This window comes from Arthrobacter crystallopoietes BAB-32, assembly GCF_000328305.2.
GTDB lineage: Bacteria > Actinomycetota > Actinomycetes > Actinomycetales > Micrococcaceae > Crystallibacter > Crystallibacter crystallopoietes_A.
In genome coordinates this window covers 1-11,819 of sequence record NZ_ANPE02000213.1, presented here as the reverse complement: position 1 = coordinate 11,819, position 11,819 = coordinate 1, and the positions used below count along the sequence as shown (strand labels likewise).

At 69.2% G+C, this 11,819-nt stretch carries 13 protein-coding genes and 1 pseudogene; 9 read left to right on the top strand and 5 right to left on the bottom strand.

The annotated features are described in order from the left end of the window. Window positions 1-96: 96 nt before the first annotated feature. From D477_RS16765 to D477_RS16745, 5 genes are all read left to right on the top strand, one after another. Window positions 97-1,977 carry a glycoside hydrolase family 15 protein gene (locus tag D477_RS16765; protein ID WP_085940462.1) on the top strand — a complete coding sequence of 627 codons (1,881 nt, stop codon included), beginning with the start codon at window positions 97-99 and terminating at the stop codon, window positions 1,975-1,977. A gap of 46 nt (window positions 1,978-2,023) precedes the next feature. Next, window positions 2,024-2,818, top strand: a complete 795-nt coding sequence (locus D477_RS16760; protein WP_005272337.1) for an AzlC family ABC transporter permease — start codon at window positions 2,024-2,026, stop codon at window positions 2,816-2,818. Further along, on the top strand, window positions 2,815-3,126 hold the full coding sequence (locus D477_RS16755; RefSeq protein ID WP_005272335.1) for an AzlD domain-containing protein: 312 nt from the start codon (window positions 2,815-2,817) through the stop codon (window positions 3,124-3,126). Before D477_RS16760 ends, D477_RS16755 begins: the two co-directional genes overlap by 4 nt. 30 nt (window positions 3,127-3,156) lie before the next feature. Then, window positions 3,157-4,074 carry an NUDIX domain-containing protein gene (locus D477_RS16750; protein ID WP_005272333.1) on the top strand — a complete coding sequence of 306 codons (918 nt, stop codon included), beginning with the start codon at window positions 3,157-3,159 and terminating at the stop codon, window positions 4,072-4,074. A gap of 119 nt (window positions 4,075-4,193) precedes the next feature. After that, complete coding sequence (locus D477_RS16745; RefSeq protein WP_005272331.1) at window positions 4,194-4,460, top strand: DUF1876 domain-containing protein; 267 nt, start codon at window positions 4,194-4,196, stop codon at window positions 4,458-4,460. 124 nt (window positions 4,461-4,584) lie between these two features. Here D477_RS16745 and D477_RS16740 read toward each other — a convergent pair whose 3' ends face one another. From D477_RS16740 to D477_RS16730, 3 genes are all read right to left on the bottom strand, one after another. Next, window positions 4,585-5,238 carry a hypothetical protein gene (locus D477_RS16740; RefSeq protein ID WP_005272328.1) on the bottom strand — a complete coding sequence of 218 codons (654 nt, stop codon included), beginning with the start codon at window positions 5,236-5,238 and terminating at the stop codon, window positions 4,585-4,587. Window positions 5,239-5,240: 2 nt separating this feature from the next. Continuing rightward, window positions 5,241-5,765, bottom strand: coding sequence for an HtaA domain-containing protein (locus D477_RS16735; protein WP_005272325.1), 525 nt, complete (start codon window positions 5,763-5,765; stop codon window positions 5,241-5,243). A 161-nt stretch (window positions 5,766-5,926) separates the two neighbouring features. Further along, on the bottom strand, window positions 5,927-7,105 hold the full coding sequence (locus tag D477_RS16730) for an acetate/propionate family kinase (RefSeq protein ID WP_005272319.1): 1,179 nt from the start codon (window positions 7,103-7,105) through the stop codon (window positions 5,927-5,929). A gap of 168 nt (window positions 7,106-7,273) precedes the next feature. Here D477_RS16730 and D477_RS16725 point away from each other — a divergent pair, with 168 nt between their 5' ends. Genes D477_RS16725 through D477_RS16715 form a run of 3 tightly spaced genes read left to right on the top strand, consistent with a single transcriptional unit; the run spans window position 7,274 to window position 9,164 of the window. Further along, window positions 7,274-7,621 (top strand): thiamine-binding protein, encoded by a 348-nt coding sequence (locus D477_RS16725; RefSeq protein WP_043847422.1) that lies wholly within the window; start codon window positions 7,274-7,276, stop codon window positions 7,619-7,621. Further along, entirely contained in the window at window positions 7,618-8,301 is a 684-nt protein-coding gene (locus tag D477_RS16720) for an O-methyltransferase (RefSeq protein WP_005272313.1), read from the top strand. The genes D477_RS16725 and D477_RS16720 overlap by 4 nt, the downstream gene beginning before the upstream one ends. Beyond that, window positions 8,268-9,164 (top strand): spermidine synthase, encoded by an 897-nt coding sequence (locus D477_RS16715; RefSeq protein WP_005272310.1) that lies wholly within the window; start codon window positions 8,268-8,270, stop codon window positions 9,162-9,164. Before D477_RS16720 ends, D477_RS16715 begins: the two co-directional genes overlap by 34 nt. A 277-nt stretch (window positions 9,165-9,441) precedes the next feature. Here the strand turns inward: D477_RS16715 and D477_RS16710 are convergent, their stop codons facing one another. Beyond that, window positions 9,442-10,902: an NCS2 family permease gene (locus D477_RS16710; RefSeq protein ID WP_005272307.1), complete on the bottom strand. Its 1,461-nt coding sequence runs from the start codon at window positions 10,900-10,902 to the stop codon at window positions 9,442-9,444. Window positions 10,903-10,977: 75 nt separating this feature from the next. Here D477_RS16710 and D477_RS16705 point away from each other — a divergent pair, with 75 nt between their 5' ends. Further along, entirely contained in the window at window positions 10,978-11,589 is a 612-nt protein-coding gene (locus D477_RS16705; RefSeq protein ID WP_005272305.1) for a copper resistance protein CopC, read from the top strand. A gap of 32 nt (window positions 11,590-11,621) precedes the next feature. Here D477_RS16705 and D477_RS22805 read toward each other — a convergent pair. After that, window positions 11,622-11,819 (bottom strand): annotated as a pseudogene (locus D477_RS22805) (hypothetical protein); the annotation flags it as partial.

The window sequence follows — 11,819 nt, the reverse complement described above, 5'->3', positions numbered from 1 at the left end:
GAAGCGAGCGGCGGCACTCCGGAGGCGCAGGCCGCGGACGGCCGGAAGCTGGACGCGGACATCGCCGCCAGCGGGGAGGACACACCCGCCCCGGACATGGCCAGCGGCAAGGACAGCCAACCGGACGGGGCAGGCCGGGACACGGTCTCGGACGCCAAGGCCAGCGAGGGAGGAACCGCCACCGCGCAGGTCTCCGGCGGCCACGCCCAAGGAGGCACCGCCGTCGTCAATGCCCCGGGCACGGCGAAGGACCCGCGCGAAGGCCACGGCCGCCCGGCACACTCGGAAGAGAGCAGCGGCCGCGCCACCGGCGCGGACGACGCCGCCGAAGCCGAAAGCAAGCGCAGCCGGGGAGCGCCCGTCGTGATCGAACGCAGCTACGTCGACTCCAGCTTCGTGCTGCGCACCCGCTGGCAGACCGCCACCGGCGAAGCCACCATCACCGAATTCATGCCGGTGGGGGACCGCCGCGCGTCGCTGGTGCGCCGGGTGGAATGCATATCCGGCACCGTGACCATCCACCAGGAGATCCTCGTCCGGTTCGGCTACGGCGAGGCGGTGCCTTGGGTCTACCGGATCAACGACGAGGACACCGGCGCCGAATCGATTGTCGGCATGGCCGGCCCGGACGCGATCGTGCTGCACGGTTCCCGGCTGCCGATGTCGGAGCACCGCCGGCACCGCGGTGACTTCACCATGCAGGCCGGCGAGGTGGTGGATTTCGAGCTGTGCTGGTTCCCCTCGCACCGCAAGGTCCCGCCGATGTGCGATGTGGACGAGAAGCTCGAGGAGACCCTGGCCTACTGGCGCAACTGGTGCTCGCGCTTCCCGCCGCAGGGCGAGTACCACGAGATGGTCAAGCGCTCGCTGCTGGTGCTGCGCGCCCTGACACATGAGAGCACCGGCGGGATCGTCGCGGCGCCTACCACCTCGCTGCCGGAGCAGTTCGGCGGTGAACGGAACTGGGACTACCGCTACGTCTGGCTGCGCGACGCCGCCCTGACGCTGGAATCCATGATGACGCACGGCTACGAGCAGGAGGCGCTGGAGTGGCGGAACTGGCTGCTGCGCGCGGTCGCCGGCGACCCCGAGGACCTGCAGATCATGTACGGGCTCGCCGGCGAACGCCAGCTGGCCGAGCGCGAGCTGGACCAGTTCCCGGGCTACATGGACTCGAAGCCGGTGCGCGTGGGCAACGGTGCGTACGGCCAGTACCAGGGCGACGTGATCGGCGAGGTCATGGTGGTCCTGGAGAAGCTGCGGAACATGGGCCAGCAGGAGGACCACTTCTCCTGGCCGCTGCAGAAATCGCTGCTGCACTACGCGGAGAAGCACTTCTACAACCGGGACCACGGGATCTGGGAGATGCGCGGGGAGAAGCAGTACTTCACGCACTCGCGCGTGATGATGTGGGCGGCCTTCGACCGCGGCGTCCGCGCGGTGCGGGACCACGGGCTGGACGGCGAGGACGACCACTGGGTGCGGCTGCGCGACGAGCTGCGGGACGAGATCATGGAGCACGGCTTCAACAAGGAGATCAACTCGTTCACGCAGACCTATGACAACACCGAGGTGGACGCGTCGCTGCTGGTCATCGCGCAGGTGGGGTTCGTGAAGTACGACGACGACCTAATGTTGGGCACGGTGGCGCGCCTTGAGCGGGACTTGCTGGACGAGGCGGGGCTGCTCATGCGCTACCGCACCGAAGCCGGCGTGGACGGTTTGGCGCCGGGGGAGTATCCGTTCCTGGCCTGCTCCTTCTGGCTGGTGGAGCAGTACGCGCGCTCCGGGCGGATCGGGGACGCCCGCAAGCTGATGGACCAGCTGGTCGGCTATGCCAACGAGCTCGGGCTGCTCTCCGAGGAGTACGACACGGCCAACAAGCGGATGGCCGGCAACTACCCGCAGGCCTTCTCGCACCTGGCCTTGATCCGCGCGGCTGACGCCATCAACGGACGGGCGCAGGAGGCGCTGTAGCTCACGGTCGGTCAGCCCACCGATCTGGCGGCGATAGGCTGGAGTGGTGAAAATCCTGCAGTCCCCGGCGGTCAAGGTGGGCCTGTCCATCTCCATCGCCACCGGCCTCTACGGGATCTCGTTCGGTGCGCTCGCCGTGGCCTCCGGCCTGGATATCTGGCAGACCATCGCGCTGAGCCTGCTGCTGTTCAGCGGCGGCTCCCAGTTCGCGTTCATCGGCGTGGTCAGCGGCGGCGGAACCGGCCTGGCCGCGATGAGCGCCTCCGCGTTGCTGGGCATCCGCAACGGCATCTACGGCATGCAGATGAACGCCCTGCTGTCCCCGCGCAGCTGGCGCAAGCTGGTCGCTGCCCAGGTCACCATTGACGAATCCACCGCCACCGCCTCCGGCCAGCAGGACCCGGCCGAACAGCGGCGCGGCTTCTGGACCGCCGGCGTGGGCATCTTCCTGCTCTGGAACCTCTTCACCGCCGTCGGCGCGCTCGCCGGCAATGCGCTGGGGGATCCGAAGCAGTGGGGGCTGGACGGGGCTGCCGTAGCGGCGTTCCTGGCGCTGCTCTGGCCGCGGCTGAAGGGCAAGGAGCCGGCCGCCATCGCCGTCGTCTGCGCGTTGGCCACGCTGCTGGCCGTGCCGTTCGTGCCCAGCGGCGTGCCGATCCTCGTCGCCGCAGCCGTGGCCGCCGTGATCGGCTGGTTCACGCACAAGCCCGTTCCCCAGGGCATGGCGCCGGACATCGAGCCCTACGCGGAGCCGTACTCCGAGCATGACTGCGCGCACATGGTGCTGCCCGAGGACGGCGCCAGCGCGCGGCCCGGCCGGCGCGAGGGAGGCCAAGGATGAGCCTCTGGTTCTGGATCCTCGCCGCCTGCGTGATCTCCTACGCCACCAAGTTCGCCGGCTACCTCGTCCCGGCCAAGTGGATGAAGAACGAGCGGATGTCCCGCATCGCGGCCACAATGACCATCGGCCTGCTGGCCTCGCTGACCGTGGTCAACGCCTTCTCCACCGGCCAGCAGCTCACCCTCGACGCCCGGGTCGGCGCCCTGCTGGCCGCCGCCATCGCGCTCGTGCTGCGCGCCCCCTTCCTCGTCGTCGTCATTGCCGGCGCCGCCGCGGCGGCCCTGCTCCGCCTCGCCGGCTGGGGGTAACCGCCTTGACACTCATGAAAGGCTAGGGGAATGACCGCCGGAGACACCCTTCCACCGCCTTTCAAAGGCCCGCGCGATCCTGGAGACGCCTGGGCCGTGGGACCGGACGGCACCAAGATGTGGGGCCTGTTCGGCTCCGCCGGCCTGCTCGCGGTGGACCGGACCCGCGGCGTCCTGCTCCAGCACCGCGCCACGTGGAGCCATTTCGGCGGCACCTGGGGCATCCCCGGCGGCGCTCGCCACGAGGGTGAATCCGCCGTGGATGCGGCGCTGCGCGAATCACACGAGGAAGCCGGCGTCCCCGCGGAGGCGCTGGAGCCGCTCTTCACCCGGGTGCTGGACCTCGGTTTCTGGACGTATACGACGGCGGCGGCCTGGGCCACTCGCGAATTCGAACCATCCGTGCGGGACCACGAAAGCCTCGACCTGGCCTGGGTTCCGGTGGACGAGGTGGACCGGCGCCCGCTGCATCCGCACTTCGGCGAGGCCTGGCCGCTGCTGAAGGCCATGATCGGCCACCGCCCGCGCCTCATCGTGGACGCCGCCAACGTCATCGGCTCCCGTCCCGACGGCTGGTGGCGCGACCGGGCCGGCGCCGCCGCCCGACTGCTGGAGGAACTCGCCTCGGCCGTTGACGCCGGCCTGCCTGCAGACCTGCTGGGGATGGATGCCCATACCGCCTGGCCGGACACCGTCGTCGTGCTGGAAGGCGCAGCCAAGACCGCGTCCGGCACAGAGGCGCCCCGGCTGGAAATCGCCCGCGCCCTAAGGTCCGGTGATGACGAGATCGTGGCGCGCGTGGAGTCCCTCCTCAAGAACGACGGCGGTGCGCCCGTCACGGTGGTGACTTCCGACCGCGGTCTGCGGCAGCGGGTGGAGGATCTCGGTGCCCGCTGTGTCGGTGCCGGCGCACTCCGGAAGGTGCTGGAGGGCGTGCAGGCGGATTGATCCGGGCCGGCGGTGCACTGATGGCAGCACCGCCCGCAGCCGGAAAAACTGTGCCGCTGGACCCTTGACGCGTCGCCGCTCGAGCGGGATGGTAGGGGTCGTCAAAGGAGGCGAGCATCATGCAGGACAAGCGCTGGTCGGTGAACATCACCATCGACGAACATGAGAACCGGACGCGGGCCGAAGCTCGGCTGCAGAAGGAAGGCGGTGGCGAACTGGTGGGGACTGGGTTGGCCCGGCTGAACCCGAAGGACACCGACGTGCCCCAGATCGGCGACGAACTGGCGGCCGCCCGGGCACTGGCGGATCTGGCCCATCAGCTGATCGAGGTCACTGCGTCCGACATCGAGCAATCCACCAAGACGCCCTCGGACCTGAACGCCTGATCCCTAGGGTTCTGCAGCTTCAAGACCGGCGGGCTTGAAGCTGCTTGCCCGTGCGCGATGAAGCCGCCGCTGGCAGCGCACGCCTTCCGGGATGAAGCCGCCGCTGGCCGCCATGGCGGACCGGCTAGAGCGTCACGCCCTCCGGCAGGTCGGCCTCTTCGAATTTCTGGCGCTCGCACTCGTCTGCCAGGGCCGGGTAGGCGTCGGCGATCAGGTCCAGGATCCGCCGCCGGACCACCAGGTAGGCTTCGCCCACGCCGACGACCCCTTTGAAGGCTTGCAGCTCCGTCTCGTAGGAAGTCTGCTGGTGCCGCAGGTAGTTCACGGTGAGCCGGTCCAGGCGGTGCTTCACGGTCTTCAGGCTGGCCGGCGACTGCCCGCGCCGCAGCCGCCGGTTGAAGTGCTCGATGGCCTTCTGCTGCACCACCGGCCACGGCTCCGGATTGATCCGCAGCGGCAGCGCCTCGGCGACCGCCACGGCCTCCTTCTTCTTGGCCAGCGCCCGTTCGCGCGCGGCGAGCTGCCGCGTCCGCGACGTCTCCCGCGCCTGCTGGAATTCCGGCGTCGCCTCGACCTGCAGCACCCGCTCCAGCGCGTACAGCTTCATCGGCGCTGCCTTGCGCGAGAACGGATTGCGGGCCAGCTTGTCCGGCTCGGGCAGGAATGTCTTGATGTGCGTCTCGGTCCAGCCCCGGTCCTTCTTCAGGTCGCCGGCGATCAGCATGTCCTCGCTGCCGGCAGGCTTCGGTCGGGGCGGATGGTGCTTGCCTCGGGCCAAGGTCAGGCTCCCGGGATCCGGATGAAGATGGGGTCCATGGGCTGGCCGGCGGGGTACTGGTCGTTGAAGGTCTGCGAGCCCTCGGTGGTCAGGGCGGTCTGCACGCCTTCCCACAGCAGGCTGCCGTCGGCGTCGACAGGGGAGTCGGGAGCGGCCTGCAGGGTCACGAGGGCGTACCGGTTGTCGTCGCCGGGTTCGCCGATGGTCAGGGCGGCGCCGTCCGCGGTGAATTCGATCCAGGGGTCCAGCAGCTGGACGAACATCATGCCGTAGTGGCCGCTGAGCCGGACGTCGCCGCGGAACCGGAGGGTGCCGGTGCGGGTGGCCGGGTCGAAGCTGCCGCCGTCGGGCGTGAAGTGGAAGAGGCTGCCCTCGATGATCTCCGCGCCGTCTGTGGCGGAAACCTGCGCGTCCGGCAGGCTCGAGAGGTAGCGGACGAAGCTGCGTTTGATGCCCCAGGTCAGCCCCGGCGGCGGCAGCGCAGGGCGGTCCGCGTCGGCGTGCAGGTTCGCGGCTGGCTCATTCATGGTCGGGCTCCGGTAGGTGGACTTAGGTCTACCACACGAGCCTAGCGGCACCAACGGCCACGCGCGCACCCGCGCCAGGCTCCGCCGTCGTACTCCTTAACCTGCAGGACCGACGGCGGTGGCCGGGTTTGCGCCGGCTGCATGCCTTGGCGCCGGAAGCCTTAGCGGGAAGTGACGACGGCGGCGGTCGCCTCCGCGATGATCTGTTCTTCCTCCGTGGGCACCACGAGCACCGGGATGACCGACTCCGCCGCACTGATGGTGCACGGCTCCTGCGGGTCCTCCGCCGCGGCGTTGGCGTCCGCGTCCAGGCGGACGCCGAGCATGTCCAGCCGGTCCACGGTCCGGCGGCGGAACTCCGCCGAGTGCTCGCCGATGCCGGCGGTGAAGACCAGGGCATCTGCGCCGCCGCAGGCCACATGGTACGCGCCGATGTACTTGGCGAGCCGGTAGCTGGCGACGGCGAGGGCCATGTCGGCGCGGCTGTCGCCCTCCCCGGCGGCCTTGACGATGCTGCGCATGTCGTTGCTGCCGGCCAGTCCTTTCAGGCCGCTGTCCCGGTTGAGCAGCTCCTGCAGCCGGTCCGCGCCGTAGCCTTGCTGCTGCAGGTAGAGCAGCAGCCCGGGGTCCAGGTCGCCTGGGCGGGTGCCCATGACGAGGCCTTCCAGCGGGGTGAAGCCCATCGAGGTGTCCACGCTGCGGCCGCCGCTGATGGCCGTGGCGGAGGCGCCGTTGCCCACGTGGGCGATGACGGCGTCGAACTTCTCCAGCGGCGTGCCGAGCAGCCGGGCTGCCTCCCGGGTGACGTACTCGAAGCTGCTGCCGTGGAAGCCGAAGCGGCGCAGGCCGTGCCGTTCCTGCAGCTCGGCCGGCAGCGCGTACCGCCAAGCGTGTTCGGGCAGCGTCCGGTGGAAGACGGTGTCGAAGACCGCCACCTGCGGCAGGCCGGGCCACTTCCGGCCCGCGGCGCGGATGCCCTCGGCGTTCGGCGGGTTGTGCAGCGGTGCCAGCGCGGCCAGCTCATCGATGGTGCGCAGGACGTCGTCGTCGATCAGCTGGTGGCAGTCGAAGTGCGTGCCGCCGTGGACCACCCGGTGCCCGACGGCGTCGAACTCCACTCGGCCGAGTCCGGCTTCCAGCTGCTCCACCATGGCATCCAGCGCCTGGCCGTGGTCGCCGACCTCGCGCTCGCCGATCTCCTCGATGGAGCCGTCCGCCAGCACCTCGCTGCGGATGCCGGCCGCGGGGACTTCTCCCGCAGTCCCTGCGCTGTCCGGGTCCATCCGGCGCACCTGGTACTTGAGCGACGAGGAGCCGGAGTTGATAACAAGGATGAGCATGAAGCCTCCTGTCGGCGGACTGCTTCGGCGCGGCGGCCGGTTCCATCCACCATCCTGCCAAATCCCTCGTGATCCCGTCCGCCGGGCGGTCTGCCGGTCAACGCGGACGATGTGACGGACGGTGTAGCGGTCCTGTCGCCCGCCGAAGGGCTGTGCCAGACTGAACTCATGCTTGTAGCCTTCTCAGTTGCTCCCTCCGGCACGCCGGCCGCCGGGCCCGCCCCGGCCAACGCTTCGGTCCATGACGCTGTAGCTGCTGCAGTGAAGGTGGTGCGCGAATCCGGCCTGCCCAACCGCACGGACGCGATGTTCACCACGATCGAGGGCGAGTGGGACGAGGTGATGGACGTGGTGCGCCGCGCCACCGAGGCCGTCGGACACTACGGCGAACGCGTGTCCCTGGTGCTGAAGGCGGACATCCGCCCCGGCTACTACGGCGAGCTGACCGGCAAGGTGGAGCGGCTGGAGGCGGCACTTGGACAGGCTGGAACGGCCGGAAAGGAAGGCCAGGAATGAGCGTGGCGGAGGAGCGCTGGCTCGAAGTCGACCGATTCCTGACCGGCACCCTGGTGGGGGAGGACGGCGTCCTGGCCCAGGCACGCGAGGCCAGCGCCGCCGGCGGGCTGCCGCACATCGAAGTGTCCGCGCCGCAGGGGAAGCTGCTGATGCTGCTGGCGCAGCTGACCGGCGCCCGCAAGGTGCTGGAGATCGGCACCCTCGGCGGCTACAGCACCATCTGGCTGGCGCGCGGCCTGCCGGAGGACGGCGAAATCATCACCTGCGAGTACGAGCCCAAGCACGCCGAGGTCGCCCAGCAGAACCTGGAGCGCGCCGGCCTGGCCGGGAAGGTCAGCATCCGGGTCGGTGCCGCGCTGGATACCCTGCCGCGGCTCGAGGCGGAAGAAGCCGGTCCCTTCGACCTGGTCTTCATCGACGCGGACAAGGTCAACAACGCCAACTACGTCCAGTGGGCGCTCAAGCTCACCCGCCCGGGCAGCCTGATCGTGCTCGACAACGTGGTCCGCGGCGGCAGCGTGCTGGACAGCGGTGAAGGGAACGACGACGAGGCGGCGGCCATCCGCGGCACCCGGGGCGCCCTGGAACTGCTCGGTTCCGACGAACGGCTGGAGGCGACCGCGGTGCAGACGCTCGGCGCCAAGGGGTGGGACGGCTTCGCTCTCGCCCGAGTGAAATAGCCCCGGCACGGCGGCGGCACCGGCAGGCAGAGTCCGCCGGCGGAAACGGTCCGGTCGAAGGCCGCTACGACATCTCCTCCGGAGAGGCCGAGCTGGTCCGCGACTTCGACGGCGGCGACGCCTGGCTGCTTAAAATCAACGGCGTGCAGTCCTCGCACATCGTCATCGGCGAGCCGGAGCGGCTCGATTTCGAGTACATGCGCTGGATCGCCGCCCTGGTCGAATCCACTTGGGACAGCAGCTCATCCCTGCGCGCGCTGCACCTGGGCGGCGGCGCCTGCTCGCTGGCCCGCTACTTTGCCGCGCACTACCCGCAGGCCCGGCAGGTCGTCGTCGAAATCGATGCCAAGCTGGCCGAGCTGGTCCGGCAGTGGTTCGACATCCCGAAGGCCCCGCTGGTGCGGATCCGCGTGGGTGAAGCCCGGGCGGTGACCGAAAGCCTGACCCCCGGCAGCCGCGACCTGGTCATCCGCGACGTGTTCGCCGGCAGCCGCACGCCGGAACCGCTGACCACACTGGAGTTCACCGAGGCGGTCCGCCGGGTGCTGGCTCCCGGCGGGATCTACGCCGTCAACTGCGGGGATTCGCCCCAGCTGCAGCTGGCGCGTGCCGAGGCCGCCACCATCGGCCGGATCTTCCCCCACGCGGTCATCATTGCGGACCCTCCGATGCTCAAGGGCCGGCGCTACGGGAACATCATTATTGCCGGCAGCGATGTGCCGCTGGGCCAGGATCCGCAACTGGTCCGCCGGCTGCTCGGCGGTGCCGTTCCCGCAACTCTTTGGCAGGAAGATGACGTGGCCGGTTTTGCCCACGGGGCAATGGTCCTCCGGGACTGGACCCCACCCGGAAGCACGACTTAGAATCGTTTCACCGGGGTACATCATCCGCACAGCGAATGTGTGGTTATATTTAGAACGAACGGTCGGACAACGGCCGTAACAGGCCCGGGAGTGTTCCTCGCGGAATGCTCTTCGGAGGCAAGCACGGGACAAAATCGGCTTCGACACTATGGATGGTGGCTGGAGCACCTGTGTTTGCTAACCGGACAAGTTCCGGTGCCGGTAGCCGGGAGCTGCCAGCCTAATCCCCCCAAGTTAGGCCCAGCTCCCGGCTCCGGTCTTTAACGGCACCTTCTGCCTAGGCCATGCCCAGCGCCTGCTCGATCGGCCCGATTCCGAAGTAGAGCACAAAGGCCCCGGCCACGCCCCACATCAGCGGATGGATGTCCTTGGCCCGGCCCTGCACGGCGCGGATGAGCACGTAGGCAATGAACCCGGCGCCCAGCCCGTTGGCGATCGAATAGGTGAACGGCATCAGCGTGAACGTCAGGAAGGACGGGATCGCCAGGCCCCAGTCCGTCCAATCGATCTGCCCCACCTGGCCGACCATCATGAAACCGACGACGACGAGGGCCGGGGCGACGGCCTCGAACGGCACCAGGTAGATCAGCGGCGTGAAGAACATCGCCACGACGAACAGCAGGCCGGTCACGATGCTGGCCAGCCCGGTGCGCGCACCTTCCCCGATGCCGGCGCCCGACTCCACGTAGATCTGGTTGGAGGACACCGACGCGCCGCCGCCGACAATCGCGCCGGCAGCATCAACCAGCAGCACCCGGTCCACCCGCGGGATGTTGCCGTCCTTGTCGGTCAGCCCGGCCTCGTTGGCCAGGCCCACCATGGTGCCCATCGCGTCGAAAAAGATGCTCAGCAGGATCGCAAAGGCCAGCAGGCTCGCCGCCGTGACGCCGAGGTTGCCGAAGGCGCCGAACAGGTTCACCTGGCCGATGATGCTCAGGTCCGGGGCTGACCAGTCCGGCAGGCTGGGCGTCACCAGGGACCAGCCCGTCGGCACGCCCGCGCCCTGCGAACCAGGCCGGGCCACCGCCTCGACAATGAGCGCGAAGACGGTGGCGGCAACGATCCCGATCAGGATGGCTCCCTTGACCTTGCGGACCACGAGCGCGATGGTCAGCACGAGCCCGAAGACGAACACCAGCGTCGGCCAGCCCATCAGCTTGCCGTCGAAGCCGAGCCCGACCGGCACCGTGGTGCCCGCGACGTCCGGCACGCGGCGCACGAAGCCGGCGTTGACCAGGCCGATCAGCGCGATGAACATGCCGATGCCCACCACGATCGCCGTCTTCAGGCTGGCCGGCACCGCCTTGAACACCGCGGTCCGGAAGCCGGTGAGCACCAGGATGAACATGGTGATGCCGGAGAGCACTACCAGGCCCATCACGTCCGGCCAGCTCAGGCCGGGATTGCTGGCAACCGTGACCGCGATGAAGGCGTTGACGCCCAGCCCGGTGGCCAGCGCGAACGGGTACTTGGACCAGGCGCCCATGATGATGGTGAGGACGCCCGCCGCCAGCGCCGTCACCGCGGCCACCCTGGCGCCGCCGAGCACGTCGCCGTTGCCGTCCGCGCCGCCGAGGATCAGCGGGTTCAGGACCACGATGTAGCTCATCGCGAAAAACGTGGCGAGGCCGCCGCGGATCTCGCGCGAGAAGGTGGAACCGCGGCGGCTGATTTCGAAGTAGCGGTCGACCTTGGCAAACACGCCGGTCCGGTGGCGCACCGTTCCCTGTTGGGGCATAGGTGGTGTCCTTCGTTGTGATGGGGGATTCGAAGTTCTCCTGAATCTTAACCCTCGTCGTAGGGTGGAGGCGTGATGAAGCGTATTCCTGTATCCTCCACCGCCCGGTACCTGCTGGCTGCGCTCCTGGCTGCCGCCGTCGTGCTTTTCCTGCCTGCGACCGCCCAGGCGCATGACGAACTCATCTCGCACAGCCCGGAACAGGGCGAAGAACTGGAGCAAATGCCCGACGGCGTGACCCTGGAATTCAGCGGGGTCCCGGTTGCGCTGGGGTCAGTTGTGCAGATCCGCGATGCCGCGGGTGAGGACTGGGCCGCGGGCGATGTGGAGATCGTGGATACGCGGGTGACGCAGCCGATCGAGGCCGGTGCTCCGGAAGGCACCTACACCGTGAACTGGCGCGTGGTCTCCTCGGACTCGCATCCAATCGAGGGCACGTTTGAATTCACCGTGGGCGAGGCCGCTCCGGCGAGTCCGGGCCCGGCCACGACTTCCACGGCCGCTGCAGGCGCGGGGACCGCGCAGCCGGTGGAGACAGCCCAGGGGAATGCCGCCGATGAGCCGGGCACCACGGTGGCGGGGCAGTCCGTGCCGTGGAGCCTGATCGGGATGATCGCCGTGCTGGTGGCGCTGGCGGTGATTATCGGCGTGATGGCCAAGCGCAAGCTGGCCAAGGGAGACGAGTAGGAGCGTCTCTCCGAATGAGGCGGCCGGCGGCGTCAGGCCGGCAGCATCCGCCCGCCGGCGATGGCATCGCTGACCAGCTTGGCCTGCCGGACAATCTCCCGGGTGCTCGGGGCGAGCAGTTCCGCCACGCCCACCAGGTAGACCCCGAGGGCCTTCAGCGAGGACTTGATGTCCCGGCCCAGCGAGATGCCAAGGCTCCGCAGCAGGCGCCGGACCTGGTTCTGCGGGCA

Bases quoted from the DNA above. Each gene is read 5' to 3' on its own strand.
- D477_RS16765 (WP_085940462.1), top strand. From the start codon at position 97: ATGGCCAGCGGCAAGGACAGCCAACCGGACGGGGCAGGCCGGGACACG.
- D477_RS16755 (WP_005272335.1), top strand. From the start codon at position 2,815: ATGAGCCTCTGGTTCTGGATCCTCGCCGCCTGCGTGATCTCCTACGCC.
- D477_RS16750 (WP_005272333.1), top strand. From the start codon at position 3,157: ATGACCGCCGGAGACACCCTTCCACCGCCTTTCAAAGGCCCGCGCGAT.
- D477_RS16745 (WP_005272331.1), top strand. From the start codon at position 4,194: ATGCAGGACAAGCGCTGGTCGGTGAACATCACCATCGACGAACATGAG.
- D477_RS16735 (WP_005272325.1), bottom strand. From the start codon at position 5,765: ATGAATGAGCCAGCCGCGAACCTGCACGCCGACGCGGACCGCCCTGCG.
- D477_RS16730 (WP_005272319.1), bottom strand. From the start codon at position 7,105: ATGCTCATCCTTGTTATCAACTCCGGCTCCTCGTCGCTCAAGTACCAG.
- D477_RS16725 (WP_043847422.1), top strand. From the start codon at position 7,274: ATGCTTGTAGCCTTCTCAGTTGCTCCCTCCGGCACGCCGGCCGCCGGG.
- D477_RS16720 (WP_005272313.1), top strand. From the start codon at position 7,618: ATGAGCGTGGCGGAGGAGCGCTGGCTCGAAGTCGACCGATTCCTGACC.
- D477_RS16710 (WP_005272307.1), bottom strand. From the start codon at position 10,902: ATGCCCCAACAGGGAACGGTGCGCCACCGGACCGGCGTGTTTGCCAAG.
- D477_RS16705 (WP_005272305.1), top strand. From the start codon at position 10,978: ATGAAGCGTATTCCTGTATCCTCCACCGCCCGGTACCTGCTGGCTGCG.